Here is a 24424-nt window from a genome sequence, read left to right as displayed (position 1 = left end):
GTCAAGAGTGAGCGAAGCTCATCGCGAAGCGACGCCGAAGGCGCCCTTGAGGCCGGGTATCCGGTGTTGAACAATCAAAGACGAGGAGCGGGAGAACACCGCTCACCCCTCGGAAGGCTCCGGCCGCACCGAACGGCGACGCCGGTTCACCCACCAACCGCCCCACGCCAACGGCACCACGATCAGCAAAAACGGCGCAACAGCCCCCAGCACCGTCAGCAACCCGCCCCCAAAGGTCAAGAAAGCATCCCAGCCGCCGGCCAGCCCACCCAGAAAACCGCTGTGATCCTCAGACGGCGGAGCCGGCGCGGCAACACTGCGAATACTCATCGCCACAGTCGCCATCGCCACACTCCCAGCGAGAGAGTTCCGCTGCTGCTCCAACGACTCCAGCGCCGACTCGCGACTGGTCAGCTCACTCTCGATCGAAGTGATGTCCGACACCGAAGTCGCTTGCGAAAGCAGCGCGCGAATCCGCTCGACCGACTTGCGCTGCGTCGTCAACCGCGCCTCGACGTCGACGACCTGCTCGGTCACATCCTGGGTGTTCAACTCTCGCTTGACCAGCGAAGTGCCCAAATGCGAAAGCTGGTCGAGCACCGGGTCGAGCTTGTCCGACGGCACCGCGAGCGACAGCGTCGCCGCGTCTTCGCCCGTGCTCTCCTGCCCGGTGTAGCCGCCGGCGCCCAGCGCGATCCCGCGGGCCTGCGCGACGACGTCGACGACCTTGGTGGCCGTCAGGTCCAGCCGCGCACTGCGCGAAAGCTTGCGATCGGTGGCGCCGGCCTGCGGCGGTGTCACCTTCGACTCGCCCTTGGCCCCGGTGCCTTGCTGCGGCGCGGCCGGGACCTTCGCCACCCCACCGGCACTGTCCGCCGTGGACGATGCCCCGTTCTCCGCCGCCGAGCAGCCGGCCAGCGCGAACGCCACCGCCGTGATCGCCAGCGCCGCTCTCCATCGAGTCCGCATCGTGGGTCTCCCTCCAGGTTCGACTGGCGGTGAGACGGATGTCCGGATCAGGGCCGTTGCACGGCCCGGGTCACGACTCGGTCAAGCCCGGTTCGCGCGGCTCCGCGAGGTGCTTGAACGCCTGCAGGTTGGCCAGGGACTCGCCGCGGGAGACGCGCCAGTCCCACTCGCGCTTGATCGACGTCGCGAAGCCGATCTCCAGTAGCGTGTTGAAGTCGCCGTCGGCGGCTTCCAGCACCTGGCCGAGCACCTTGTCGAGCTCGTCGGCCGACATCGTTTCCTTGCCGAACCGGCCGACCAGGTAGATGTCGCCGAGACTGTCCACTGTGTAGTGCACGCCGTACAGCTTCGCGTTGCGCTGCAACAGGAACCGGTAAACGTCCTCATGGGACTCATCCGGGCGCCGGCACACGAAGGCCTCGACCGAAAACGCGTGGTCGCCGTCGACGAGCCACGCGTTGGTCTGCAGCTTCTTCGTCCCCGGCAACGTGACGAAGTACTTGCCGGGACCGCGCTTGTCGTACTTCAGCTCCGAAGAGTCCAAAGTAGACTGGATCAGCTCGTCCAGGCTCACACCGCCACCTCCGTGCGCAGGTCCAGCGCGTGCCGGAAAGCGCTGGTGGCCTGAGCATAGATGTCCAGGAGCGCGTCGGTCGTGCGACGCCAGGAGAACCGGCCGGCGTGCACGACGGCGTTGGCGCCGAGCTCGGCGCGCCGGTCCGGGCGCAGGGCGACCGCGGCCAGCGCGTCCGCCCACTCCTCGGCGCCGTGGCCCGGGACCAGCAGGCCGGACACGCCGTGCGGCACCGCCACCGGCAGCCCGCCGACCTCGGCCGCGACCACCGGCGTCCCGCAGGCCTGCGCCTCCAGCGCGACCAGGCCGAACGACTCGTTGTAGCTGGGCACCGCGACGACGTCGGCGGCGCGGAAGACCCGGGCCAGCGCTTCGCCCGGCTGCGGCGGCAGGAACCGGACCTGCCGCTCGATGCCGAGCGAAACCGCCAGCTCACGCAGGGCCTGCGGCTGTTCCAGCCCGGTGCCCGACGGCCCGCCGACGATCAGCACGACCAGGCGCGGCGCCAGCTCGGGACGGCGGCGCAGCAGGGCCGCCGCGGCGTGCAGCAGGACGTCCGGCGCCTTCAGCGGCTGGATCCGGCCGGCGAAGGCCAGCACGACGTCGTCGTCGGCGAGGCCGAGGGAAGCACGGGCGACGGCCTGCGAGCCCGGCGTGAAGCGTTCGAGGTCGACGCCCGGCGGCACGGCGTGCACCGCGTGCGGCTCGGCGTCGTAGAGGTCGATGAGCTGACGCGCCTCGACGGCGGTGTTGGCGACCAGCCGGTCGGCCTCGGCGACCACCTGCTCCTCGCCGATCACGCGGGTGCGCGGCTCGGGCTTGTCGCCCTCGGCGAGCGCGGCGTTCTTCACCTTCGCGAGGGTGTGCGCGGTGTGCACCAGCGGCACCGACCAGCGGTCGCGGGCCAGCCAGCCGACCTGGCCCGAAAGCCAGTAGTGCGAGTGGATGAGGTCGTAGTACCCGGGCTCGTGGAACGCCTCGGTGCGCAGCACGCCGGAGGTGAACGCGCACAGCTGCGCGGGCAGCTCGTCGCGGCTCAGCGGCTCGAACGGGCCCGCCTGCACGTGCCGGACGGTGACGCCCGGCGCGAGCTCGGCCACCGGCGGCTGGTCCGACGCCGTAGCGCGGGTGAACACCTCGACCTCGACGCCTTGGCGGGCCATCTCCGTCGCCGTCTGGCTGACGTAGACGTTCATCCCACCGGCGTCACCGGTCCCCGGCTGCTCGAGCGGCGAAGTGTGCACGGAGAACACCGCGACCCGGCGCGGCGCAGCACTGAACCCCCGGATGGAGCTGGTCACCTGGTCTCGTCTCCCGCGTTACGTCAGCATTCTTCGGCGAACTGCCGGAGTACCGCGTCGAACTCCTCCGCGGACTCGGCGAAGGGCGCATGCCCCCCGTCAAGGAACCAACGTCCGGTGGCACCCGGAATCTTCCCGATCGTGTGTTCCGCGGCCGCGGGGTCGATCACACGGTCGTGGGAGCCGTGCACGACCAGGGTGGGCTTGTCGACCGCGGCCAGCACTTCTTCGCTGCCGATGTCGCGGCGGAACAGGGCCGCGCGGACCGCGGGTGGCACGCTCAGAGAAGCCCCGAGAAGGGCCTGGACCTGTGTTCCCGGCACCGGGCCGCCGGCCATGTCGCGGCTGAACGCCGTGAGCGCCGGGACCGCGATGTCCGGATCGTCCGAAAGCATCGCCCGCATGTGCTCGCGCATCAGCGGCCCGACGCGCCCGCCCGCGCGGTCGCGGCCGATCTCGGTGATCGCGCCGACGAGCACGATTCCGCGCAACCGTGCGGTGCCGTGCACCCGGATGTGGTCGGCGAGCACCAGGCCGCCGTAGGACCAGGCGACGACGATCGCGTCCGGTCCGGCGAAGTCGAGCACCGCGGCGAGGTCGTCGGCCCAGGCCACCGGGTCGTCGTAGCCCTCGGCGGGGACGTCGGACGCGCCGTGGCCGCGCAGGTCCATCGCGACCAGCCGGAACCGCTCGGTCAGGCCCGGGTCGGCGAGCTGCGCGGCCCAGCAGCCGGACGACTGCGCCCAGCCGTGCACGAAGACGATCGGCCTGCTGTTCTCCGCGCCCTCGACCCGCAGGCCGAGCCGGACCCCGCCGTACCCGACGACCTCGGTGCGCACGGGTTACTTAGCACCCAGCCCTTGCCAGGCCGCCCAGCTGTAGTTCCAGTCCTTGACGTCCGAGGCCATCGGCGCGCTCAGCTTGGAGCCGGTGATCTCGACCGGGTCGCCGACCAGCGCGGAGTCGAAGAAGTCCTTGGCGTCGGCCTCGAGGAGGTTGACGCAGCCGTGGGAGTTGTTGTTCTTCCCGATGTTGGCCGCGTTGTCCTGGTTCTCGTGGATGTACTCGCCGTGGTTGGAGAACCGGCAGGCCCACTTCTTGTTGACGTTCGTGTAGCCGTAGCGGGCGTTGTCGAACACCGCCGTCGGCTCCTTGCTCATGACGATGTAGGTGCCGTTCGGGGTGTTGCGGTCGACCTCCGCGTCCAGCCCGTTCGCGCACGGGTAGCTCTTGTACTGCGCGCCACCGCGGTAGACGTGCATCTGGTGCTCGGGGGTGTTGACCTTGACCACCTGGTTGCGGCCGATCTTGAACTTCGTGGTGACGTCGGCCTTGCCGTACGCGCCGCCGCCCAGCTCGACGCCGTACAGCTTCGCCTCGACGCTCACGGTGATGTTCTGCGGCCAGTACTCCTTCGGCCGGTAGTCGACCTGGCTGTCGGACAGCCAGCCCCAGGCGCCTTCGACGTCCTTGTCCGTCTTCACGGACAGGGCCTTCTCGACCGCCTTGCGGTCCTTGACCGGCGACTGGAACTTGACGCTGATCGGCATGGCCACGCCGACCTGCTGGTTGTCGGCCGGGTTGAGCGTGGCGCGGACCTGCTTGGCCGGGTTGACCGTGCTGAACGTGCCGGCGAGCTCGACCGGCTTCCCGTCGGTGCCGGTGGCCTTGGCCGCGTACGTGTAGGTCTTGCCGTAGCCGAGCGGCTCGGAGCTGGTCCAGGTGAGCCCGTCCGGCGCGGTGTCGCCCTTCACGGCCTTGCCGCCGTCGGCGGTCACCTTGCACTCGGTGAGCTTGCCGTCGGCGACCTTGATGGTGACCGGCTTGAGGACCGAAGCGTCCTTGGCGTTGACGGCGGGCTCGGCCGTGATCTTCGCCACGGGCTGGGCGCCACCGCCCTCGCCGTCCGAGTTCGCCGCGCCGGTCGGGAACGCCGTGCCGTCGTTCGTGCTCGAACACGCCGCGGCGACCAGGGCAGCCCCCGCTGCCAGAGCGGCCTTGAAGACCGTACGCCGTTCGATCACCGAAACCTCCCGAGTTTCCCCCACCGACCAGCGAGGCACACGCCCTTAGCGCTGGTGACGCGCTCGACGTTACCTGTCGAAAGGTAAAGACCATCCGATCAGGTGGCACCGCCTATGTCGACAAAGACGTCCTGTACACGTGCAGGTTGCCCGATTCGGCTCAAATGACGCAGTTGATCAAGAGCGGTTCCGGGTGCAATCGAACGCCGAATCGGGCGAAAACCCCATCACGGACCTCCCTGGCCAGGCCGAGCAGGTCTTCGGTCGTCGCGTCGCCGCGGTTGGTCAGCGCGAGGGTGTGTTTCGTCGACAGCGAGACGCGGTTCCCCGGCCCGGGGTAACCCTTGGCGAACCCGGCGCGCTCGATCAGCCACGCGGCCGACAGCTTGACGCCGCCCGTGGCCGGGTACTGCGGGGCTTCGGCACCGACGCTGTCCGTGATGCGCCGCAGGACGGCCTCCGCCTCGGCCGACGGGACGATCGGGTTGGTGAAGAAGGAGCCCGCGCTCCACGTGTCGTGGTCGTCCGGGTCGAGCACCATGCCCTTGCCGCGACGCAGCTTCAGCACGGCTTCGCGCGCGTCGGCCGCCGGGACGCGGGCGCCGATCTCGACGCCGAGGGTGCGCGCCAGCTCGGCGTAGCGGATGGGCGCGGAGAGGCCGTCCTCGCGGATCTCGAAGCGGACCGAGAGGACTACGCCGCTGTCGGTGCCCTTCAGGACGCTGGTGCGGTAGGCGAAGCCGAGCTCGTCCGCCTTGAGCGTGCGCACTTCGCGCGTCCGCCGGTCGTACAGCTCCACCGAGACGATCGATTCGGCGACTTCGCAGCCGTACGCGCCGACGTTCTGGATCGGCGTCGCGCCGACGCTGCCCGGGATGCCGGAGAGGCATTCGAGCCCGCCGAGGCCCGCTTCGACGAGCCCGGCGACGAAGGCGTCCCAGTTCTGGCCGGCCTCCACGTCCACAACGTCCCCGGCACGCCGCCAGCCGGTGTTCGCCACCTCGATCAGCGTGCCGTCGAACCCCGCGTCCGCGACCACCAGGTTGGAGCCGCCGCCGAGCAGCAGCACCGGCTCGCCCGCCGCGTCGGCCTCGCGGACCGCCGCGACGAGGTCTTCGCTGGTCACGGCGCTGACGAACTGGCGGGCCGGGCCGCCGAGGCGCAGCGTGGTGTACGCGGAGAGCTTCGGGAGTGCGGGAGTTCGGGCCGTGTTCACGCGTCTGACGGTACTGTCCGGCTCATGGGATCCCGGATCGAGCACCGTGCTGAGTTCTCCGCCGACGTCGCCGCGACGTACGCGGCGGTCGCCGGCGAAGCGGCGCTGCGAGCGCGGCTCGAGCAGCTCGGCGGGCACGGCGCGGCGCTGCTGTCGTACGAGGTCTCGGGCACGGACCTCCGGTACGAGCTGCGGCAGGGGATCAGCGCGGACAAGCTGCCGCAGGCGGTGCGGACCCTGCACAAGGGCGACCTGGTGGTGACCCGCACGCAGACCTGGCGCGTGAGCAACGACGGCACCGGCCGGCAGGGCCAGGCGACGGTCTCGGTCGGCGGCGTCCCGGGCGAGATCTCCGCGCGGACGGCGTTGCTGGCGAACGGCGACAAGACGGTGCTGCGGATCAGCGGCGAGGTGACGGTCCGGATCCCGCTGTTCGGCGGGAAGCTGGAGAGCGTGATCGCCGAGCAGGTCACGAAGCTGCTGGAGCACGAGTCCGAATTCACGGCGAAGTGGCTCACCGAAGCAAGCTGAGCCCGGTCGGCGCCCCGACCCGCGGCACGACCAACCCGAACCGCCTCCGCCGGGTGGACCGGTGGATCGCTTCCTCGCCACGCACTTCGCGGCTGCTGCGCGCGGCGGCGGACCCGCTGGTCGTCGACCTCGGGTACGGCGCGTCCCCGGTGACGACGATCGAGCTGGCCCGGTGGGTGCGCCGCGTCCGGCCGGACGTGCGGGTGCTGGGCCTCGAGCTGGATCCCGCTCGCGTGGCCTTCGCGCAGTACGCCGCGTCCCCGCCGATGCTGGACTTCCGCCGCGGCGGGTTCGAGCTGGCCGGGACGCGCCCGGTGCTGGTGCGCGCGTTCAACGTCCTGCGGCAGTACGCGGAGGACGAGGTCCCGGGCGCGTGGGGGCTGGTGCTGGACTCGATGGCCCCGGGCGGCCTGCTGGTCGAGGGCACGTGCGACGAGATCGGCCGGCTGTCGACGTGGGCGCTGGTCGCCGCGTCCGGCCCGGTCTCGCTGACGCTGTCGATGCGGCTGGCGGGGCTCGAGAAGCCGTCGACGATCGCGGAGCGGCTGCCGAAGGCGCTGATCCACCGGAACGTCCCGGGCGAGCGGGTGCACACGCTGCTGTCCGCTCTCGACGCCTGCTGGGCGACGGCCGCGCCGCACCAGGCGTTCGGGGTCCGGTCGCGGTGGCTGGAGACGGTCCGGCTGCTGGCGGCGCGGGGCTGGCCGGTGTCGGGGCCACCGTCGCGCATCCGGCTGGGTGAGCTGACGGTCCCCTGGGACTCGGTCGCCCCTGCCTGAAGCGAACGTTCACCGGGCCACCCCCACTGCGTCACCCCGAAGTGACCTGCGGTGATCACCATTGAGCCGTGGAACTGCTGGCGCACGTCACCGAGCTGCTGCGCGACGCCTTGGGCTCGCCGTGGCTGTGGGTGCTCGTCTTCGCCGTGTCCGGGTTGGACGCGCTGCTGCCGTTCATGCCCAGTGAGACGACCGTCGTGACCGTCGCCGTGCTGCTCGGGCCGGATCTCGCGGACCTGACGCTGCTCGCCGCCGTCGCGGCCGGTGGGGCGTGGGCGGGCGACTGCCTCGGCTACGCCGTCGGACGGGCCGCCGGGCCGCGGGCGATCGCGCGGCTACAGCGCGGGGCGGACGGGCGCCGGCGCTACGAATGGGCGCGTGACCAGGTGCGGCGCAACGGCGGGCTGCTGATCATCGCCGCGCGGTACCTGCCCGGCGGACGCGTCGCCAGCGCGCTCGCCAACGGCAGCCTCGGGTATCCCCTGCGCCGGTTCGTGCCGCTCGACCTGGCCGGCGCGGCGATCTGGGCGGTCTACAGCGTGCTGATCGGTCTGGCCGGTGGAGCCGCCTTCGCGGACGAGCCGGTTAAGGGCCTGCTCCTGTCGTTCAGCCTCGGCTTGGGCCTGGTCTTCGCCATCGAAGCGGGACGGCGGCTACGGTCGGCCCATGCAGCTGCTGGAGGCGATCGATGTCCACGCCGACGGACTGAAGCGGGCGGCACTGGAAGCGGGTCCGACGGCGCCGGTCCGGAACTGTCCGAAGTGGACTGTCCATGACCTGGTGTCGCACATCGCGTTCGTGCACGGCTTCGCCGTCGGCTTGGCGCTGAACCGGCCGGCGAGGCCGACCCCGCCACCGGACTGGGACGACGTCCTCGGCTGGTGGGACGGCCAGCGCCTGGCCTTGCGCGAGGCACTGGGCGGGAACCCGGAAACCGCCGCGTTTTCGCCGTACCCGGGCTTCGCCGAGACGGTCGGCGACTGGACGCGGCGGATGGCGCACGAGACGGCGATCCACCGCCTCGACGCCGAATCGGCGCTCGCCGACGTCCCGGAAACCCGCTTCTCCCCCGAGTTCGCCAACGACGGCGTCGACGAGTACCTGACGTACCTCACCCCGCGCCGCGGCATCACGCCCGACGTGCGCGTCACGACACCGGAGCGGTCGTGGGCCTTCGGCGAGCCGAAAGCCGAGCTGGACGGCGCCGCCGACGACGTCTACCGGGCGTTGTGGGGCCGCCCGCACCAGGCGTCGGTGACGGGTGACCTCGCACCGCTCGCGGCGCCCTGACCAGCGCGGGGGACAATGCTCCGCGTGACCGCTCCCGAACGCCGCTACGTCATCACCTTCGGCTGCCCCGACCGCACCGGCATCATCGCCCGGATCTCCGGGTTCCTCGCCGAGCACGGCGGCTGGATCGTCGAAGCGGCCTACCACACCGACCCGGACACGGGCTGGTTCTTCACGCGCCAGGTCGTCCGGGCCGACTCGCTGCCGTTCGACGCCGCCGAGCTGCGCGCCCGCTTCGGTGAGGTGGCCGCGGACCTGTCCGCGGAGTCGAGCTGGCAGGTCAGCGACACCGGTGAGCGGCGCCGCGCGGTGGTGCTGGTGTCCAAGGCCGGGCACTGCCTGTACGACCTGCTCGGCCGCGTCGCGTCCGGCGAGCTGGACGTCGACATCGCGGCCGTGATCGGCAACCACGAGTCGCTCGCCGACATCACCCGCGCGCACGGCATCCCGTTCCACCACGTGCCGTTCCCGGCCGGCAGCAAGGAAGAAGCCTTCGAAGAGGTCCGGAAGCTGGTCGACGAGCACGAGCCGCACGCAGTGGTGCTGGCCCGGTTCATGCAGATCCTGCCCGCGGACCTGTGCCGCGAGTGGGCCGGCCGCGCGATCAACATCCACCACAGCTTCCTGCCGTCGTTCATCGGCGCGAAGCCGTACCACCAGGCGCACACGCGCGGGGTGAAGCTGGTCGGCGCGACGTGCCACTACGTGACGGCGGACCTCGACGCGGGGCCGATCATCGACCAGGACGTCATCCGCGTCGACCACGGCGACTCGGTCGAGGACATGGTCCGCAAGGGCCGGGACATCGAAAAGGTCACCCTGGCCCGCGGCCTGCGCTGGCACCTGGAGAACCGGGTGCTGGTGCACGGCAACCGCACCGTGGTCTTCTGACGCGGTTGCCGTGCCCCGGGATCACGCCCCGATGGTCGAGGCGTCGATGACGAAGCGGTACCGCACGTCCGAGTTCTCGACGCGCTCGTAGGCCTCGTTGACCTTGTCCGCCGAGATGGTCTCGATCTCGGCGCCGATGCCGTGCTCGGCGCAGAAGTCCAGCATCTCCTGGGTCTCGGCGATGCCGCCGATCATCGACCCGGCCAGGACCTTGTTGCCGCCGAGGAGCGAGAAAGCGTTGTACGACAGCGGTTCGCCGGGCGCGCCGACGTTCACCATCGCGCCGCCGACCTTGAGCAGGCTCAGGTAGGCGTCGATCGGCAGCTTGGCCGACACGGTGTTGAGGATGACGTCGAACTTGCCGCGCAGGACGTCGAACGTCGCTTCGTCGCTGGTCGCGTAGTAGTCGGTCGCGCCGAGCTTGAGGCCGTCTTCCTGCTTCTTGAGGCTCTGGCTCAGCACCGTCACCTCGGCGCCCATGGCGGCGGCGATCTTCACGCCCATGTGCCCGAGCCCGCCGAGGCCGATCACGGCGACCTTCTTGCCCGGCCCGGCGCCCCAGTGGTGCAGCGGCGAGTAGGTGGTGATGCCCGCGCACAGCAGCGGCGCGGCGATGTCGAGGCTGATGCCCTCGGGGATGCGGCAGACGAAGGCGTCCTTCACGACGATCTGGTTGCTGTAGCCGCCGTAGGTGTTCTCGCCGTCGAAGCCGACGCCGTTGTACGTCTGGACGTTGCCCTTGACGCAGAACTGCTCCGTGCCGGCCTTGCAGTACTCGCACTCGCCGCAGGAGTCCACCATGCAGCCGACGCCGACGCGGTCGCCGACCTGGTACTTCGTCACGTCCGAGCCCACCGCGGCGACGACGCCGGCGATCTCGTGGCCCGGGACCATCGGGAAGATCGCCTGGCCCCAGTCTTCCTTGGCCTGGTGGATGTCGCTGTGGCAGATGCCCGCGTAGGCGATGTCGATCAGGACATCGTCGGCGCGCAGGTCGCGGCGCTCGATCGTGGTCGGTGCGAGCGGCGCACCCGGCGCCGGTGCGGCGATGGCGTGCGTGGTGGTGCTCATGGAACCCTCCAGGTTCAAGTACCGTTGCTTCAGTAAGAGGCCTCTTACATGTCTACGTAAGAGGGGTCTTACATATTTCGATCGGGAGACGTGATCCAGGTCATGGGCGGCAAGTACCACCACGGCGACCTCCGGGGCGAGCTCGTGCGCGTCTCACTCGACCTGATCGCCGAGCAGGGCCTCGAGGGCTTCTCGGTGGCGAAGGTCGCGAAGCTCGCGAACGTCAGCCCCGGCGCGCCGTACCGGCACTTCCCGACCCGCGAGAGCCTGCTCGCCGAGGTCGCCTGCCACATCGCCTGCCAGCTGGCCGAACGCGTCGCTTCGGCGGCGGCCGAGCACGACGACCCGGCGGACGCACTGGCCGCGGGGGCGGGCGCGTACACGCGGTACCTGATCGAGCGCCGGGCCGGGATGAACGTCATCTACGCCGACGGCCTCCACAGCCCGGACCACGTGGAACTGGTCGAACAGACCCGCCTGCTCACCGACGAGTTCCTGATGCGCTGCCTGGCGGTCGCCCCCGACCCGGCGACGGCGCTGGAGCTGATGGAGCAGCTGTTCACCCAGGCCCACGGCTACGGCACGTTCCAGCTCGACGGCGTCTTCGTGAAGCACGGCTACTCGGTGGACCTCGTGGTGAAGAAGTCGACGGAGGCCGCCCGGATCGCGATCGCGGGCCGGACTGTCGGTGGTGCGCGCTAGCTTGAAGACATGGGGACCATCGACACGCACGAGGCCTTGCGCGAGCTGCTGGGCGAGCCGAAGCCGACCACGCGGCGGAAGATCATCGACCGCATCGACGAGCACGCGCGAACACTGATCGCGCACTCGCCGTTCGTGCTGCTGGCGACGTCGGCGCCGGACGGCAGCTGTGACGTCTCGCCCCGCGGCGACCCGGCGGGTGCGGTGCTGGTGCTCGACGACCGCACGCTGGTCCTGGCCGACCGGCCGGGCAACAAGCTGATCGACAGCTTCCGCAACATCATCGACAACCCGCACGCCGGCCTGCTGTTCCTGGTGCCGGGGATGAACGAGACGCTGCGGGTCAACGGCCGCGCGAAGCTGGTGGCGGACGCGCCGTACTTCGACGAGCTGGTGGTGCGGGGAAAGCGGCCGAAGCTCGCGGTGGTCGTCGAGGTCGAAGAGCTGTACATGCACTGCGCGAAGGCGTTCCTGCGGTCTTCGCTGTGGCAGCCGGAGACCTGGCCGGAGCGCGCGGCGCTGCCGACCATGGGCACCATCCTGCGCGACCAGATGTCCCTGCCGACGTCGGCGGAAGAACTGGACGCGAGACTCACCGAAGGCGCGCTGAACTCGCAATACTGAACCCATGCTCTGCGTGTTCGACGTCAACGAGACCCTGCTCGACCTCAGCGCCATGGACCCGCTGATCGGCGGGCCCGCGCTGCGGCGCGAGTGGTTCGGGCTGGCCATCCACACCGTCCTGACGGTGACGGCGACCGGCGGCTACCGCGATTTCGCGGGCATCGCGGGCGAAGCCGCCACCGAGGTCGCCGCCCGGCACGGGCACGCCGTGGACCTCGCGAAGATCGGCGAAGGACTCCGGCACCTCCCCGCCCACCCGGACGCCGAAGCCGGCCTCGCCAAGCTGCGCGAAGCCGGCCACGACGTCGTCGCGCTGACGAACTCGCCGCTCGCCACCGCCGAGGCGCAGCTGCAGAACTCCGGGCTGGCCAAGCTCTTCGACCGGATCTTCTCGGCCGAGCAGGCCGGCCGGCTCAAGCCCGCGCCGGAGCCGTACCGGCAGGTCCTGGACGCCTACTCCGTCGAAGGCCGGAACGCGGTGATGATCGCCGCCCACGACTGGGACATCGCGGGCGCGCAGGCGGCCGGGCTGCGGACGGCGTTGCTCGCCCGCCCCGGCGTCCGCCCGCTGCCCGGCTCGCCCGAGCCGACGTACACGATTTCGTCGCTGACCGAGCTGGCCGGCGTCCTCTAGTCCGCGATCCGGACCAGCATCTTGCCGGTGTTGGCCCCGGACAGCAGGCCCAGGAACGCCTCCGGCGCGTTGCGGATGCCGTCGACGAAGGTCTCCGAGTACTTGATCTCACCCGACTTCACCAGCGGCGCGATCTCGCTGACGAACTGCTGCTGCAGGTGCCAGTGGTCGATCACCAGCAGGCCGCGGATGGTGAGCCGCTTGGCGATGATCTGCGCGAGGTTGCGCGGCGCCGGCGTCGGCTCGGTGGCGTTGTACTGCGAAATCATGCCGCAGACGGCGATCCGGCCGTGCACGGTGATCGAGTTGATCGCGGCTTCGAGGTGCTCGCCGCCGACGTTGTCGAAGTAGACGTCGATGCCCTCGGGCGCGGCCTCGGCCAGCTGCGCGGCGACCGGGCCGTCCTTGTAGTTGAACGCCGCGTCGAAGCCGAGGTCCTCGACCAGGTGCCGCACCTTCTCCGCCGAACCCGCCGAGCCGATGACGCGCTTGGCGCCCTTCAGCTTCGCGAGCTGCCCGACGAGCGAGCCGACGGCGCCGGCCGCGCCCGAGACGAACACCGTGTCGCCCGGCTTGAACTCGGCCGACTCCAGCAGGCCCGCGTACGCGGTCAGGCCCGGCATGCCGAGCACGCCGAGGTACGTCGAAAGCGGGGCCGCGGCCGCGTCGACCTTGACGTAGCGCTGGGCGTCGAGGACGGCGTGGGTGCGCCAGCCGGCCTGGTGCAGCACGTGGTCGCCCGGCTTGACGTCGTCGACTTTCGACTCGACGACCTCGCCGACCGCCCCACCGGACATGACCTCGCCGACCGCGAAGGGCGGCGCGTACGACTTGACGTCGCGCATGCGGCCACGCATGGCCGGGTCGACGCTCATGATCAGGTTGCGCACCAGGATCTGCCCCTCACCGGGGGTGGGGATCTCGGTGTCGACGACCTCGAAGTTGTCCTGCGTCGGGACACCGTCCGGACGCGAAGCCAGCCGGATTTCGGTCGCCTGGGTGGGTGCGTTCACCGTCGAACTCCTCAAGTCTGTCGAAGCGGGGCAGGCGCCCCGGATTCCTCTGGCTGCAACCTACTAACCGGGGCGCACATTCCGATTGTGAGGCGTCACACGATCTCGGCGAGCTTGCCGAGAACGCCGTCGTAGATCTTCTTGAGCCCACCGGGCGCGAAGGTCTTCTCGAAGAAGCCGCCGATGCCGCCGGCGCCGTCCCAGGTGGTCTCGATCTTCACGACGCTGCGCTCGCCGGCCTCGGTGACCGACCAGGTGGTGACCATGCTGGAGTTCGCGTCGGTCTCGACCAGCGTGCCGGGCTTCGGCTCGCTGACCGTCGCCTTGACGTCGCGCACGCGCTTGGACGTCGCCTGCAGCTTCCAGCCGGCCTTGGTCCCGGCGCCGACGCCGCCCTCGGTCACCTCGTAGTCGCGGTAGTGCTCGGTGAGCAGCTTCGGGCGCGTTTCGGCGTAGTCGGCGACGAGCGCGCGGACCTTGTCGGCCGGGGCCTCGATGGTGCGCTCCGCGGTGGCCGTGACCTTTCCCATTTCACTCCTTTGCCCGAGGTACCGATCCTGACCCACGATTCCACCACCGCCCCGGAGGCAGTGCACCGCGTTAGGCTGACTTGCATGACCACTACTCCGGACGCCACCCGTCGGCGCCGGTCGACGGTCGAGGTCAAGGAGTCGCTGCGCGACCTGCGCAACCAGCTTTCGCTGCTGAACCACCAGGTCAGCGCCCACCTCGCGCTCAAGGACGTCGATCTCGACTGCCTGGAGCTGATCGGCAGGCACGGTCCGCTGAGCCCGAGCGCGCTCGCCCGTCGCGCCGGGCTGCACCCGGCGACGATGACCGGCATCCTCGACCGGCTGCAGAAGGGCGGCTGGATCGTCCGCGAGCGCGACCCGGAGGCGGCCGACCGCCGTGCGGTCGCGGTGCGCGCGGTCCGCGGCCGCAACGCGGAGCTGTTCCGGCTGTACGCGGGGATGAACACGGCCATGGACGATCTCTGCGCCGGCTACAGCGAGGAGGAGCTGGCCCTGATCGCCGGCTTCCTGCGGCGCGCGACGTCAGCGGGCAACGCGGCGACGGGTGACCTGGCTAACGGCTGACCAGCGGTTCTTTGTGCTGTACTCCCAGGCATGTGGCAGACGGGCGACGCGTACGAGTCCTACATCGGCCGGTGGAGCCGCCGGGTCGCGCCGGTGTTCGTCCGGCGGCTGGGCGTCCCGGCGAGCCGGCGCTGGCTCGACGTCGGCTGCGGAACCGGCGCGCTGACGTCGGCGGTGCTCGAAGCGGGCGACCCGGCGGAGGTCGTCGGCGTCGACCCGTCCGAGGGATTCCTGAAGACCGCCCGCGCGAGCGTGCCCGATCCGCGCGCGTCGTTCTCGGTCGCCGACGCCCGTGAGCTGCCCTTCCCGGACGACCACTTCGACGTCGTGGTTTCCGGCCTGGTCCTGAACTTCGTCCCCGATCCGGCGCGCGCGGCGGCGGAGATCGCCCGCGTGACACGCGGCGTGGCCGCGGCGTACCTCTGGGACCTCGCCGAAGGCATGCAGCTGATCCGGCATTTCTGGGAGGCCGCTGCTGAGCTGGATCCGGCGAAGGTCGCCGAGCTGGACGAAGGCCGCCGGTTCACGCTGTGCCGCCCGGAGCCGCTCGGTCGCTTGTGGACGGACGCGGGCCTGACCGGGGTGTCCGTCGACGAGATCAAGGTCCCGACCGTGTTCACGGATTTCGACGACTACTGGCAGCCGTTCCTCGGCGCGCAGGGCCCGGCCCCGGCGTACCTCGCGACACTTCCCGAGGCCCGCCGGGACCAGATCCGTGAACTCCTGCGCAGCCGCCTGCCGACCAGCCCGGACGGCTCGATCCCGTTGTCGGCCCGAGCCTGGGTGGTCCGCGGAACCGTTTAGAGACCGGCCTGCGAGAGCCAGTCCTTCGCGACGTCGGCGGCCTTCTCGCCGTCCGAGTCGACCTTCTTGTTCAGGTCGCGCATGACGTCCGTCGTCAGCTTCGCGCTCACCGCGTTGACCGCGGTCGCGAAGTCGGCGCCGCGCTCGTCGAGCACCTTCTTGTTCACCGCCGGCACGACGTTCTCGGTCGGCACGATGTTCAGGTCGTCCTTGAGCACCGTGTAGTTCGAGTCGCCGGTCAGCGGGCTGACCGAGTCGACCGGGATCACCGTGACGGCGCCCGACTTCAGCTGCTCGACGCGCGGCCCGGCTTCCTGGATCGTCTGGAACGTCGCGTTCGTCAGCTTGTAGACGTCCTTGAAGCCCTGGAAGCAGGGCAGCCGCTTCTCGCACTCCGGCGGCCCCGCCATGACGACCTTGTCCAGCTTCTTGAGGTCGCTGATGGACGCGATGCCCTTTTCCTTGGCCAGGTCGGACTTGACGATGTAGGTGTTCTTGTCCTCCGCCGCGGCGAAGTTCAGCAGGCCGACGCCGCTGGGCTCGAACAGCTTGGCCAGCTGGTCGTGCTCCTCCTGCGCGGTCTTCCCGGCCTCCTTGCCGAAGCCCGTGGTGATCGCCGCACCCTGGTACTCCGGGATGAACTGCAGCTCACCGGACTTCAGCGACGGGTAGATCAGCTCCCGCGAGCCCAGGTTCAGCTTGCGCGTCACCGGGTAGCCCTTGGCCTCCAGCGCCTGCGCGTAGATCTCGGCGAGGATCTGGCTGTCGGTGAAGTTGAAGGACGCGACGACGATCGGCGCCCCACCTTTGCCCTGCGCGGCGGGCTTGTCACCGCTGTCGCTGCCACCCCCACAGGCGGCCAAACCGAGCGTCGCCGCGACGGCCACCGCCACCACGGACGCGTTCCGGAACCAGCGCACGAATCCCACTCCCTCGTCACTCGAACAGACGAAAGGACCCTAGCGCCGCCCACCGACAAGCGCCCACATCTTGGGAGAAAACCCCTCGATTTCCCAGTCTTCGGAATACATCCGTCCAATCGGGGTAGGGTCGCCGGGTGCACGTGACCGCGGTGACCCCGCTGGCCGCCGATAGCGGACCCCCGATCTTCCAGTGGAAGTGGGTGGACCGCAACGCGGACGACATCGTCCAGCGCCTCGGCGAACACATCTCGCTGACCGCCGCCGCGCTCGGTGTCGGGCTCGTCGTCTCGATCGCGCTCGCGGTGCTCTCGCTGCGGTACCGCTGGTCGTACCCGGTCATCCTGGGCACGGCCGGCGCGCTCTACGTGATCCCGAGCCTCGGCGCGTTCGCCGTGCTGGTGCCGTTCTTCGGGCTGACGTTCCTCACCGCGATGATCCCGCTCGCGACGTACACGCTGCTCATCCTGGTCCGCAACATCGTCACGGGCGTCGACCAGGTGCCGAACGAGGTCCGCGAGGCCGCGGTCGGCATGGGCTACACGCGCGGCAAGCTGCTCTGGCAGATCGAGCTGCCGCTCGCGCTGCCGGTGGTGATCGCCGGGCTGCGCGTCGCCGCGGTGACGACGATCGGCCTGGTCACGGTCACGTCGATGCTCGGCCTCGGCGGCCTGGGCTACTTCATCCGCGCGGGCATCCAGACGGCGACGCCCAACCCGACGGAGATCCTCGTCGGCGTGGTGCTGTCGGTGGTGCTGGCGGTGGTCGTGGATCTGCTGCTGTGGCTCAGCGAACGCCTGCTGGCCCCCTGGTCGCGGAAGGTGCGGACGCGATGAGCTTCCTCGACCAGCTGAACGCGTGGCTCTCGGACCCGAACCGCTGGAGCTGGACGGACAAGGCCGGCATCCCGTACCGGACGCTGGAGCACCTCCGGTTTTCGGTGCTGGCGCTGGTGATCGCGGCGGTACTGACGATCCCGGCGGCGCTGTGGCTGGCCCACTACCGCAAGGGCGCGTTCCTCGCGAGCAGCGCGGTGAACATCGGCCGCGCGATCCCCAGCTTCGGCCTGATCATCCTGTTCTGGTTCCTGGCCAGCCGCTGGGAGTTCGACACGACGTTCTGGCCCCTGCTGCTCGCGCTCGTCGCGCTGGCGATGCCGCCGCTGTTCACGAACACGTACGCGGGTGTGGTGTCCCTGGAACCGGAAACGGTCGACGCGGCCCGCGGCACGGGGTACCGCGAGTGGCAGATCATGTTCCGCGTCGAGCTGCCGCTGGCGTCCCCGGTGCTCCTGGCCGGCGCGCGGGTGGCGTTCCTCCAGCTGATCGCGACGGTCGCGATCGGCGCGATCGTCAACGACGGCGGCGGTCTCGGCCGCTACATCGTCGACGGCTTCGCGCTGGGCGCGGCGGGCTACGGCGAGATCTTCGCGGGCGGTCTGGCCGCGGTGGTCCTGGCGCTGGCGTGCGACGGCCTGTTCGCGCTGATCACCCGTTTGGCCACACCCCGAGGCCTGGCCCTGCAGAACGCCCGCCGCGAGTCGTAGGAATCTCACCCTGCGCAGTCACGCCTTACGATCCGTGCATGGATCGGCCGAAGCCCAACGCCCGCAAGCGCCTGCTCGCGAACAAGCTCCGACGGCTGCGTGAGGACGCCGGGCTCACGCAGGTCGAAGCCGGCGAGCCCATGCGGTTCAACAAGAACAAGATGAGCCGCATCGAGCTGGGCCATCTCCCCGACTACAACGGCTTTCTGGCGCTGCTCGACCGCTACGGCGTGATCGTGTCGGACTACGACGACTGGGTCCGCCAGTACGACCGCGCGTGGGAGAAGGGCTGGTGGCACGCCTACGGCCTCGACGATCGCGGTTACATCCCGTTGGAGGCCGACGCCGACGAGGTCCGCACCTACCAGCTCGGCCTCATCCCCGGCCTCCTGCAGACCGAAGCCTGGATGCGCGCGGCTTTCGCGGGCACGCGTGATCCGATGTCCGGTCGTCGGCTGGAGAACGCTGTCGCCGTCCGCTTGCACCGCCAGAAGCGCCTCACCGACGATCCGCCCCTCCTGCTGCACGCGATCATCGACGAGTCCGCGCTCCGGCGCCCCGACCTGCTCCCGAACGAGCAGTGCGTGCAGCTTGAGCACATCGTCGAGTGCGCGGAACTGCCCAACGTCACGGTGCAGGTCGTGCCGATCCACCACGGCCTCCACCCCGGTCGGAACGGCAGCTTCACCGTCCTCAGCTATCCGCAGCTCGCCGAACCGGACATCGCTTACGTCGAGCACGGTTTCGGCTCACTCCAGTTCGAGAAATCCAAGGACGTCAACGCTGCTAGGCTGGTTTTCCGCCACCTCGCCGACATCGCTTACGACGAGCCGGACTCCATTCGGCTGATCCGGCAGGTGATCGCCGAGATCTGACTGGAGGCGAGCAATCGTGTCCGACTTCTGCTGGCGCAAGAGCAGCCACAGTGCCGGCGGCAACGGAGCCGACTGCGTCGAGGTTGCGTTCACGCCCGGCTCGGTCGCGGTTCGCGACTCGAAGGCGCCGACGTCCGGCACGCTGACCGTGTCGCCCGAAACCTGGCGCCACATCGGCGAAATCGCCCGCTAGAACGCCCCGAGCAGGATCAGCACGCCGAGCGCGATCAGCACCACGGGCAGCACGACGTGTCCCCACCGCGCGAGCACCCGCGCGACACCCGGCCGCGTCGCGAGGAACCGCCCGGCGAGGCACCACACGGCCACGCCCACCAGGAACACCACGCTGTAGCCGACCAGGCCGCCGGGCCCAGTCGCGGCGAAGGCGGGCACGTAGACACCGACGTTGTCGCCACCGTTGGCGAAGCACACGGCCGCGATGCCGAGCACTCCGGTGGCCGGCGGCGGCTCGCCGTCTCCGGAGCGCCACGCCTGCCAGGCCGCCCGGATCCCGAGCAGCACCGGCAGCACGCCGAGCCAGCGGACGGCACCGTCGGGCAGCAACCCGGCCCCGAGCGCGCCCGTGACCGAGACGGCCAGGATCGCGCCGAAGCCGAGGAACTGCCCGGCCACGACCGTCAGCGCGGTGGCCTGCCCGAAGAAGACGGCGAGCAGCACGAGGTCGTCGACGTTCGTCACGGCGAACATCGCCGCGGCCTGCCCGATCAGGCCGAGGTTCATGCGCGCGCAAGTCCGTCGACGCTCGTCACCGCGGCCACCTGCCCGACCGCCCGAGGCTCAGGCACCGGTGAGGCCGTCCTCGCGGCAAGCGGCGATCAACCGCTCCACCTCGGGCCCCAGCGGCCGGTCCTCCTCGACCGGCGGCACCACCGACCGCACCCATTCGTAAGCCGCGCCCAGACCCGGCACCCCGTCCGGCGCCAGGTACCGCGCCTGCGACCCGGTGACCAGCTCGCAGGCCGTGATCGCGAAGAGGTGCGTCGCGGCCGCGCGCAGCTGCTCCCCCGCGGCCCACGCAAACGCTTGCACGTCCTCCTGACCGGCCGAGGTGTCGATCGAACCGAGCGTCGCGGGCGACGCGAGCCGCCGCAACGCGTGCAGCTCGCCGACCGCCCGCTTGTGCAGCGGCACCAACCCCGCCCGCGGCCCCGGATCCGCCGTGAGCTGCGCCGGGAGCCCGCTGAAGCGCTCGTCGAGCAGGCGGTGCATGCGCTGCACGGAAATCTCGCCGAGGTGGACGAGCGCCGCCGTCAGCGCGTCCATGCGCAGCCCGAGGTCCACCGCGTGGTACGCCGTCCCCGGGAGGAACTCCCCGTCGACGAACGACGGCGAGTCCCCCGGCATCGTCTGCCAGCGCGCCACGGTTTCGTGCAGTTCGGTGTTCGCGCGGGAAGCGTGCGCCAGCGCGCGCGGCGCGACCCGCACTGAAAGAGGCGCCTGCACGACTTCGGCGCGCACGGGACCCGCGCCCACCATCCCGGTCAGGGCCTCCAGCAGCCGCCGCAGGTGGTCGTCGTCGCCCGCCATGACCGGGGAAAACACCTCGCGCGGCGCGCCGAGGACGTCGATCGCCATCGCTTCGGTGAGCGTCTGCAGCTGGATGAGCTGCCGCGCTTCGGCCCACCCGCGTCGCGCGTGCATCACGGCCAGCGGAGAGCCCTGAAGCAGCGAAGCGCCTTCCTTGGGCCCCAACACATACGGCTCGGCACCTCGGCGAGCGAGCGCGTCCGCCGCAGGGGTTTCGACGCCGTCTTCGAGGACGGTGCCGATGCCGAGGAACGTCTGGAAAGCGTGCGACAACGGGATGATCTCGCCCGAGCTGCCGAGGCCACCGCGCGGCACGGCGGGCGTGAACCCGTCGTTCAGGCGGTCTACCAGGAACTGCACCAGTTCGGCGCTGACTCCCGACCACGGTTGCAGGAAGTCGCGCAGCCGCACCAGGAGCAGCGACCGGACGTCCTCCGGCGGGAGCCACGGCGGGCCGCCGACCGCGCGGCCGATGAGCAGGTTGCGCTGGTGTTCCGCCTGCTGCCGCGCGTCGAGGGCGATCCCCGCGAGGCGGCCCATGCCGGTGTTGACGCCGTAGACGGGCTTTTCGCGGCTTTCGAGCGCCGTCAAGAGCGCGTTCCGGCGCTCCTTCAGCGCTGTGACCAGCGCTTTGTCCAGAACCAACCGTTCACCGTCGGCGAACTCGCTTCCAGTGATGATCATCGGTACGGCAGCATGGTGCCGACGCCGGAAGCCTCGGCACGGGCCAGGATCATGTTCGCCACCGCGACGTCCGTTGTGGACAGTCCGCGGTGCCAGAACAGGATCCGCTCGGCGTCGTGCTCGCGGCCCGGCTTCTTCCCGGCCACGATGTCGCCGATCTCGGCGTGGACCCCGTCCGCGGTGAGGAGGCCGGCGTTGAGCTGCGGGCGCAGGGCGCCGAACCGCGGGTTGCCGGACTGCGATTCGCGCCAGTCGTCGACGACGACCTTGTCGACGTCGTCGAGCAGCGTGAGCTCCAGCGCGCTGATCGTGCCGTAGGGCACCAGGAAGGTGCCCGGCCGGAGGAACTCGCGCCGCACCAGCGGTTCGGGTTCGACCAGCCGGGAGGCCTCGACCTGGATGTCCGCGCCGTCCAGGGTCTCCTCGGCCGTGGCGCAGACGCGGACGTCCTTGCCGAGCCGTTCGGAGAGCCGGCGGCCGAAGTCCTCGCGGGGCTCCGGGCGCTTGCTGGTCACACGGATTTCGGCGAAGTCGAACAACGAGTCGAGGAGGACGACGTTCCACCAGGCGGTACCGCGGGCGCCGATGTGCCCGAGCACCCGCGAGTCCGGGCGCGCCAGGTACTTCGCGCCGACGGCGGTCATCGCGCCGGTGCGGGCCTCGGTGATCATCGTGCCGTCGACGATGGCCCGCGGCATGCCCGTGTCCGGGTCGAGCAGCAGGATCAACGCCATTTCGGAAGGGAGGCCCCGTTCGAAGTTCCCCACGAAGTCACCGACGACTTTCACGCCACTGACCTGCTTCGCAGACAGGTGGCCGCGGAGGATGTTGAAGTGGCCCTTGCCGCCGTTGTCCGGCACGAGGTGCGTGCGCGGCTCGAAGACGACCTGGCCGCGGCCGTGGTCGCCGAGGACGTCCTCGACCGCGCCGACGATGTCCGCTTCGGTGACGCCGAGCGAGTCGATGTCGGCACCGGTGAGGTACCGGAGCCAGACGGACGTCACTTGGCGAGGTCCTCGATGACCTCGGCGCCGGGCAGCGAGGCCAGCGCGGCGCCGGAGATCAGCAGCTTGCTGCCGCGGATCCCGCTGCCGATGACCAGCTCGGGAGCGTCGGCGACACGCTGGTCGATCAGGATCGGCCAGTCGGCGGGAAGGCCGACGGGCGTGATGCCGCCGTACTCCATCCCGGTCAGTGAGACGGCCTCGTCCATCGGCGCGAACGACGCCTTGCGGACGTCGAGGCGGCGCTTGATCACGCCGTTGACGTCGGCGCGGGTCGTCGCGAGCACGAGCGCGGCCGCGAACCGGACTTCACCGGCGCGCTTGCCGGCGACGACGACGCAGTTCGCGGACGCGTCGAGCGGCGAACCGTAGGTCTCGCAGAAGGCGGCGGTGTCGGCCAGCGCCGGGTCGATCTCGGCGACGCCGACGGCGTCCGGGTCGGCCAGCGCTTCCAGGGCCTTGGCGACGGGGTCGGCGAGCAGGTCGGTACGCGTGGGGGCGGGAACCACGGTGAGGCTCCCGGCAATCGTCCAGGTCACCTCGCCACCCTAACCGTGCCGATCGCCGCCGATCCGGCCGTCGGCGGCTACCAGTTGGAGCCGCCGCGCTGGACCTCGATGAGCTTGGGGCGGACGTCCACGATGTAGACCAGGGCCGCGGCCATGGCCGGCACCCAGAAGATCATCCCCGGGCCCATCACGCTGAACAGCGCCATGGCGAGCGTCGCGCCGCCGGTGATGAGCATCCAGATGGGCTTGGTCTTGCGGTCGGCCGCCGAGTAGGCGTCGGCGCGCTGCAGGAGCGCGTGCACGAACGCGAAGAGCCCGACCAGCGCGCTGCCCCAGTGGACTACTTCGAGGATCCAGATGGCAACCAGCACAGCGACAGCTTACGGCAAACCGCCCGAACGACCCCGGCCCCGCCACCGGGGTGCGGTGGCGGGGCCGGGGTGTTCACGGCTTATTTACCAATCCGGCCAAAAGCAGGCCGCCCCTCACGCGGCACGTGACCGTCGCTGCGAAGCCATGCGGCCGTGGCTGTGGTCGGATCGGTGAACATCGGCTCGGTTACCGGTCGGCCTTCGGCTTTACTTGTCGGTCTTCGGCGCGGCCGGCTTCTTCGCGGCGGCGCTGGTGGTCGTGCCGGTGGTCGTGCGACGGGCCGGGGTGGCCGTCTTCGGAGCGGTCTTGTTCGCGACCTTGCGGCTCGCGGAACGGGTCTCGTGGGCGACGTCGTCACCCAGCTCCTCGATGGCCTCGGCGGCGTCGCCGGCGACCTCGGTCACCTTGCGGGCGGTCTTCTCGCCGACCGAGCGGGTGCGCTTGGTGAAGGTGCCCAGCACGCCGTCGACGCGCTCGCGGACCTCGGAGGTCACACCCTCGACCTGGCCCTGCGCGGTGGTCAGGGCCTCCTCGAGCTGCTCGATGGCCTTCTTGACCTGCGGCTGCGCCGAGAACTTGTCCCACGCCTGCTCGCCCGACTCGGCCAGCTTGTTGTACAGCTTGAGCGCGGCCTCGGTGTACTCGTCGATGACCTTGCGCAGCTCGGCCGGGTCCAGCTTCTCGCGCAGGCTCTCGACGTCGGTCGGCAGCTCCTGCAGGTTCTTGCGGGCGGTCTCGCCGCTCTTGGTCACGTTCTCGCGGGCCTTCGCCACGGCGTCGGTGACGGCCTGCCCGGCCAGGTTGCCGGCGCCGAGCGCGGCGAGCAGCGGGGTGCGGACCTGGTCGAGGGCGGTGGTGACGGCCTTCTTGACGTCTTCGGTCTTGGGCGTGGTCATGGTTACTCCCTGGTGTTGGCGGCTGGAGTGATGTCTGGGGTGTCGGACGTGTCCACGGCGTCCGGAGCGGGAGACGACTCGGCGGCCGGCCGTGCCGCGGCGTTCTCCCGGCGGAAGGACTCGTAGACGTCGAGCAGGACCTGCTTCTGCCGTTCGGTCAGCTCGGCGTCGGCGCGGATCGCGTCGCCCACCGGGCCACCCGTCGGCAGATCGAGGATCCCGGCTTGCACATACAGCGCTTCCGCCGAAATGCGCAGGCCCTTCGCGATCTGCTGCAGGATCTCCGCGCTGGGCTTGCGCACCCCGCGCTCGATCTGGCTCAGGTACGGGTTGGACACGCCGGCGAGCTTCGACAGCTGGCGCAACGAGATCTTCGCGGTGTTGCGCTGCTGGCGGATGTACTCGCCGATGTCGGAGGCGATGTCCGCGACCTTGTCCATGGGGCTGCCGGATCCTGACGTCCCACCGGTCTCTGCCATCCGGTCACCTCCTCGCGACCCTTTCGACGGTACGCGCGGGTGCTAGCTATTGCAAGCACTCTGCTTGCAAT

General features: G+C 70.4%; 31 protein-coding genes. 14 read left to right on the top strand and 17 right to left on the bottom strand.

Features of this window, described 5'->3' with window-relative positions; translation table 11 throughout:
* Positions 1-102: 102 nt before the first annotated feature.
* The 6 genes from ABZ342_RS32505 to ABZ342_RS32480 form a co-directional block, all read right to left on the bottom strand.
* Positions 103-969, bottom strand: a complete 867-nt coding sequence (locus tag ABZ342_RS32505; protein ID WP_360481073.1) for a DUF4349 domain-containing protein — start codon at positions 967-969, stop codon at positions 103-105.
* Between the two features lie 70 nt (positions 970-1039).
* On the bottom strand, positions 1040-1543 hold the full coding sequence (locus ABZ342_RS32500) for a YbjN domain-containing protein (RefSeq protein WP_360481070.1): 504 nt from the start codon (positions 1541-1543) through the stop codon (positions 1040-1042).
* Positions 1540-2844 (bottom strand): D-inositol-3-phosphate glycosyltransferase, encoded by a 1305-nt coding sequence (gene mshA / locus ABZ342_RS32495; protein WP_196425853.1) that lies wholly within the window; start codon positions 2842-2844, stop codon positions 1540-1542. Before mshA ends, ABZ342_RS32500 begins: the two co-directional genes overlap by 4 nt.
* Positions 2845-2867: 23 nt before the next feature.
* Positions 2868-3683: an alpha/beta hydrolase gene (locus ABZ342_RS32490; RefSeq protein WP_360481066.1), complete on the bottom strand. Its 816-nt coding sequence runs from the start codon at positions 3681-3683 to the stop codon at positions 2868-2870.
* A 3-nt stretch (positions 3684-3686) separates the two neighbouring features.
* Entirely contained in the window at positions 3687-4868 is a 1182-nt protein-coding gene (locus tag ABZ342_RS32485; RefSeq protein ID WP_155548715.1) for an Ig-like domain-containing protein, read from the bottom strand.
* A gap of 160 nt (positions 4869-5028) precedes the next feature.
* The gene (locus tag ABZ342_RS32480) at positions 5029-6084 is read right to left on the bottom strand and encodes a UDP-N-acetylmuramate dehydrogenase (protein ID WP_360481062.1); all 1056 of its coding nucleotides are present in this window, start codon (positions 6082-6084) and stop codon (positions 5029-5031) included.
* 24 nt (positions 6085-6108) lie between these two features.
* Here ABZ342_RS32480 and ABZ342_RS32475 point away from each other — a divergent pair, with 24 nt between their 5' ends.
* The 5 genes from ABZ342_RS32475 to purU all read left to right on the top strand — a co-directional run bounded on the left by ABZ342_RS32475 (position 6109) and on the right by purU (position 9575).
* On the top strand, positions 6109-6615 hold the full coding sequence (locus ABZ342_RS32475; RefSeq protein WP_360481059.1) for a DUF2505 domain-containing protein: 507 nt from the start codon (positions 6109-6111) through the stop codon (positions 6613-6615).
* Complete coding sequence (locus ABZ342_RS32470; protein WP_360481056.1) at positions 6594-7394, top strand: class I SAM-dependent methyltransferase; 801 nt, start codon at positions 6594-6596, stop codon at positions 7392-7394. The genes ABZ342_RS32475 and ABZ342_RS32470 overlap by 22 nt, the downstream gene beginning before the upstream one ends.
* A gap of 68 nt (positions 7395-7462) precedes the next feature.
* Positions 7463-8170 carry a VTT domain-containing protein gene (locus ABZ342_RS32465; protein ID WP_360481053.1) on the top strand — a complete coding sequence of 236 codons (708 nt, stop codon included), beginning with the start codon at positions 7463-7465 and terminating at the stop codon, positions 8168-8170.
* Positions 8061-8684 (top strand): maleylpyruvate isomerase family mycothiol-dependent enzyme, encoded by a 624-nt coding sequence (locus ABZ342_RS32460; RefSeq protein ID WP_360481050.1) that lies wholly within the window; start codon positions 8061-8063, stop codon positions 8682-8684. The genes ABZ342_RS32465 and ABZ342_RS32460 overlap by 110 nt, the downstream gene beginning before the upstream one ends.
* A 15-nt stretch (positions 8685-8699) precedes the next feature.
* Positions 8700-9575, top strand: coding sequence for a formyltetrahydrofolate deformylase (purU, locus tag ABZ342_RS32455; RefSeq protein ID WP_360481047.1), 876 nt, complete (start codon positions 8700-8702; stop codon positions 9573-9575).
* Positions 9576-9596: 21 nt separating this feature from the next.
* Here the strand turns inward: purU and ABZ342_RS32450 are convergent, their stop codons facing one another.
* Positions 9597-10646, bottom strand: coding sequence for an NAD(P)-dependent alcohol dehydrogenase (locus ABZ342_RS32450; protein ID WP_360481044.1), 1050 nt, complete (start codon positions 10644-10646; stop codon positions 9597-9599).
* Positions 10647-10736: 90 nt separating this feature from the next.
* Here ABZ342_RS32450 and ABZ342_RS32445 point away from each other — a divergent pair, with 90 nt between their 5' ends.
* Genes ABZ342_RS32445 through ABZ342_RS32435 form a run of 3 tightly spaced genes read left to right on the top strand, consistent with a single transcriptional unit; the run spans position 10737 to position 12606 of the window.
* Positions 10737-11348 (top strand): TetR/AcrR family transcriptional regulator, encoded by a 612-nt coding sequence (locus tag ABZ342_RS32445; protein ID WP_360481041.1) that lies wholly within the window; start codon positions 10737-10739, stop codon positions 11346-11348.
* Positions 11349-11357: 9 nt separating this feature from the next.
* The gene (locus tag ABZ342_RS32440) at positions 11358-11972 is read left to right on the top strand and encodes a pyridoxamine 5'-phosphate oxidase family protein (protein ID WP_360481038.1); all 615 of its coding nucleotides are present in this window, start codon (positions 11358-11360) and stop codon (positions 11970-11972) included.
* A gap of 4 nt (positions 11973-11976) precedes the next feature.
* The gene (locus tag ABZ342_RS32435; protein ID WP_360481035.1) at positions 11977-12606 is read left to right on the top strand and encodes a haloacid dehalogenase type II; all 630 of its coding nucleotides are present in this window, start codon (positions 11977-11979) and stop codon (positions 12604-12606) included.
* On the opposite strand, the gene ABZ342_RS32430 is transcribed toward ABZ342_RS32435, so the two are convergent.
* The gene (locus tag ABZ342_RS32430; RefSeq protein ID WP_360481032.1) at positions 12603-13619 is read right to left on the bottom strand and encodes an NADP-dependent oxidoreductase; all 1017 of its coding nucleotides are present in this window, start codon (positions 13617-13619) and stop codon (positions 12603-12605) included. The genes ABZ342_RS32435 and ABZ342_RS32430 overlap by 4 nt on opposite strands.
* A gap of 95 nt (positions 13620-13714) precedes the next feature.
* Positions 13715-14149, bottom strand: a complete 435-nt coding sequence (locus ABZ342_RS32425) for an SRPBCC family protein (protein WP_360481029.1) — start codon at positions 14147-14149, stop codon at positions 13715-13717.
* Between the two features lie 84 nt (positions 14150-14233).
* Between ABZ342_RS32425 and ABZ342_RS32420 the strand changes: the two genes are divergently transcribed.
* Both ABZ342_RS32420 and ABZ342_RS32415 read left to right on the top strand, forming a co-directional pair.
* Positions 14234-14716, top strand: coding sequence for a MarR family transcriptional regulator (locus ABZ342_RS32420; RefSeq protein ID WP_360481026.1), 483 nt, complete (start codon positions 14234-14236; stop codon positions 14714-14716).
* Between the two features lie 30 nt (positions 14717-14746).
* Entirely contained in the window at positions 14747-15520 is a 774-nt protein-coding gene (locus tag ABZ342_RS32415) for a class I SAM-dependent methyltransferase (RefSeq protein WP_360481023.1), read from the top strand.
* Here the strand turns inward: ABZ342_RS32415 and ABZ342_RS32410 are convergent.
* On the bottom strand, positions 15517-16440 hold the full coding sequence (locus ABZ342_RS32410; RefSeq protein ID WP_155548700.1) for an ABC transporter substrate-binding protein: 924 nt from the start codon (positions 16438-16440) through the stop codon (positions 15517-15519). The two genes, ABZ342_RS32415 and ABZ342_RS32410, sit on opposite strands and share 4 nt — an antisense overlap.
* Before the next feature lie 137 nt (positions 16441-16577).
* Between ABZ342_RS32410 and ABZ342_RS32405 the strand changes: the two genes are divergently transcribed.
* From ABZ342_RS32405 to ABZ342_RS32390, 4 genes are read left to right on the top strand one after another with little or no spacing between them, the layout of a single operon-like run.
* Positions 16578-17276 (top strand): ABC transporter permease, encoded by a 699-nt coding sequence (locus tag ABZ342_RS32405; RefSeq protein ID WP_360481019.1) that lies wholly within the window; start codon positions 16578-16580, stop codon positions 17274-17276.
* Entirely contained in the window at positions 17273-17986 is a 714-nt protein-coding gene (locus ABZ342_RS32400; protein WP_360481016.1) for an ABC transporter permease, read from the top strand. The genes ABZ342_RS32405 and ABZ342_RS32400 overlap by 4 nt, the downstream gene beginning before the upstream one ends.
* 38 nt (positions 17987-18024) lie before the next feature.
* Complete coding sequence (locus tag ABZ342_RS32395) at positions 18025-18861, top strand: helix-turn-helix transcriptional regulator (protein WP_360481013.1); 837 nt, start codon at positions 18025-18027, stop codon at positions 18859-18861.
* A gap of 16 nt (positions 18862-18877) precedes the next feature.
* The gene (locus tag ABZ342_RS32390) at positions 18878-19054 is read left to right on the top strand and encodes a DUF397 domain-containing protein (protein WP_360481010.1); all 177 of its coding nucleotides are present in this window, start codon (positions 18878-18880) and stop codon (positions 19052-19054) included.
* Here ABZ342_RS32390 and ABZ342_RS32385 read toward each other — a convergent pair.
* The 7 genes from ABZ342_RS32385 to ABZ342_RS32355 all read right to left on the bottom strand — a co-directional run bounded on the left by ABZ342_RS32385 (position 19051) and on the right by ABZ342_RS32355 (position 24314).
* Positions 19051-19602: a cadmium resistance transporter gene (locus tag ABZ342_RS32385; RefSeq protein ID WP_360481007.1), complete on the bottom strand. Its 552-nt coding sequence runs from the start codon at positions 19600-19602 to the stop codon at positions 19051-19053. The two genes, ABZ342_RS32390 and ABZ342_RS32385, sit on opposite strands and share 4 nt — an antisense overlap.
* Before the next feature lie 57 nt (positions 19603-19659).
* Positions 19660-21093 (bottom strand): aromatic amino acid lyase, encoded by a 1434-nt coding sequence (locus tag ABZ342_RS32380; protein WP_360481004.1) that lies wholly within the window; start codon positions 21091-21093, stop codon positions 19660-19662.
* Positions 21090-22097, bottom strand: a complete 1008-nt coding sequence (locus ABZ342_RS32375) for an ornithine cyclodeaminase family protein (protein WP_360481001.1) — start codon at positions 22095-22097, stop codon at positions 21090-21092. Before ABZ342_RS32375 ends, ABZ342_RS32380 begins: the two co-directional genes overlap by 4 nt.
* On the bottom strand, positions 22094-22636 hold the full coding sequence (locus ABZ342_RS32370; RefSeq protein ID WP_155548693.1) for a YbaK/EbsC family protein: 543 nt from the start codon (positions 22634-22636) through the stop codon (positions 22094-22096). Before ABZ342_RS32370 ends, ABZ342_RS32375 begins: the two co-directional genes overlap by 4 nt.
* Positions 22637-22683: 47 nt before the next feature.
* Positions 22684-22977, bottom strand: a complete 294-nt coding sequence (locus ABZ342_RS32365) for a DUF2516 family protein (RefSeq protein ID WP_155548692.1) — start codon at positions 22975-22977, stop codon at positions 22684-22686.
* A 207-nt stretch (positions 22978-23184) separates the two neighbouring features.
* Positions 23185-23874 carry a hypothetical protein gene (locus tag ABZ342_RS32360; protein ID WP_360480996.1) on the bottom strand — a complete coding sequence of 230 codons (690 nt, stop codon included), beginning with the start codon at positions 23872-23874 and terminating at the stop codon, positions 23185-23187.
* A gap of 2 nt (positions 23875-23876) precedes the next feature.
* Positions 23877-24314, bottom strand: a complete 438-nt coding sequence (locus tag ABZ342_RS32355) for a helix-turn-helix transcriptional regulator (RefSeq protein ID WP_360481076.1) — start codon at positions 24312-24314, stop codon at positions 23877-23879.
* Between the last annotated feature and the right edge of the window lie 110 nt (positions 24315-24424).

The sequence above is a fragment of the Amycolatopsis sp. NPDC005961 genome, assembly GCF_040629235.1.
In the GTDB taxonomy this organism is placed as follows: domain Bacteria; phylum Actinomycetota; class Actinomycetes; order Mycobacteriales; family Pseudonocardiaceae; genus Amycolatopsis; species Amycolatopsis camponoti.
Note: the sequence above shows the minus strand (reverse complement) of the source record. Positions and strands in the feature narration are given on the sequence as shown.

Bases quoted from the DNA above. Each gene is read 5' to 3' on its own strand.
- ABZ342_RS32420 (WP_360481026.1), top strand. From the start codon at position 14,234: ATGACCACTACTCCGGACGCCACCCGTCGGCGCCGGTCGACGGTCGAG.
- purU (WP_360481047.1), top strand. From the start codon at position 8,700: ATGCTCCGCGTGACCGCTCCCGAACGCCGCTACGTCATCACCTTCGGC.
- ABZ342_RS32425 (WP_360481029.1), bottom strand. From the start codon at position 14,149: ATGGGAAAGGTCACGGCCACCGCGGAGCGCACCATCGAGGCCCCGGCC.
- ABZ342_RS32395 (WP_360481013.1), top strand. From the start codon at position 18,025: ATGGATCGGCCGAAGCCCAACGCCCGCAAGCGCCTGCTCGCGAACAAG.
- ABZ342_RS32440 (WP_360481038.1), top strand. From the start codon at position 11,358: ATGGGGACCATCGACACGCACGAGGCCTTGCGCGAGCTGCTGGGCGAG.
- ABZ342_RS32475 (WP_360481059.1), top strand. From the start codon at position 6,109: ATGGGATCCCGGATCGAGCACCGTGCTGAGTTCTCCGCCGACGTCGCC.
- ABZ342_RS32360 (WP_360480996.1), bottom strand. From the start codon at position 23,874: ATGACCACGCCCAAGACCGAAGACGTCAAGAAGGCCGTCACCACCGCC.
- ABZ342_RS32415 (WP_360481023.1), top strand. From the start codon at position 14,747: ATGTGGCAGACGGGCGACGCGTACGAGTCCTACATCGGCCGGTGGAGC.
- ABZ342_RS32460 (WP_360481050.1), top strand. From the start codon at position 8,061: ATGCAGCTGCTGGAGGCGATCGATGTCCACGCCGACGGACTGAAGCGG.
- ABZ342_RS32385 (WP_360481007.1), bottom strand. From the start codon at position 19,602: ATGAACCTCGGCCTGATCGGGCAGGCCGCGGCGATGTTCGCCGTGACG.
- ABZ342_RS32450 (WP_360481044.1), bottom strand. From the start codon at position 10,646: ATGAGCACCACCACGCACGCCATCGCCGCACCGGCGCCGGGTGCGCCG.
- ABZ342_RS32380 (WP_360481004.1), bottom strand. From the start codon at position 21,093: ATGATCATCACTGGAAGCGAGTTCGCCGACGGTGAACGGTTGGTTCTG.
- ABZ342_RS32435 (WP_360481035.1), top strand. From the start codon at position 11,977: ATGCTCTGCGTGTTCGACGTCAACGAGACCCTGCTCGACCTCAGCGCC.
- ABZ342_RS32355 (WP_360481076.1), bottom strand. From the start codon at position 24,314: ATGGACAAGGTCGCGGACATCGCCTCCGACATCGGCGAGTACATCCGC.
- ABZ342_RS32505 (WP_360481073.1), bottom strand. From the start codon at position 969: ATGCGGACTCGATGGAGAGCGGCGCTGGCGATCACGGCGGTGGCGTTC.
- ABZ342_RS32400 (WP_360481016.1), top strand. From the start codon at position 17,273: ATGAGCTTCCTCGACCAGCTGAACGCGTGGCTCTCGGACCCGAACCGC.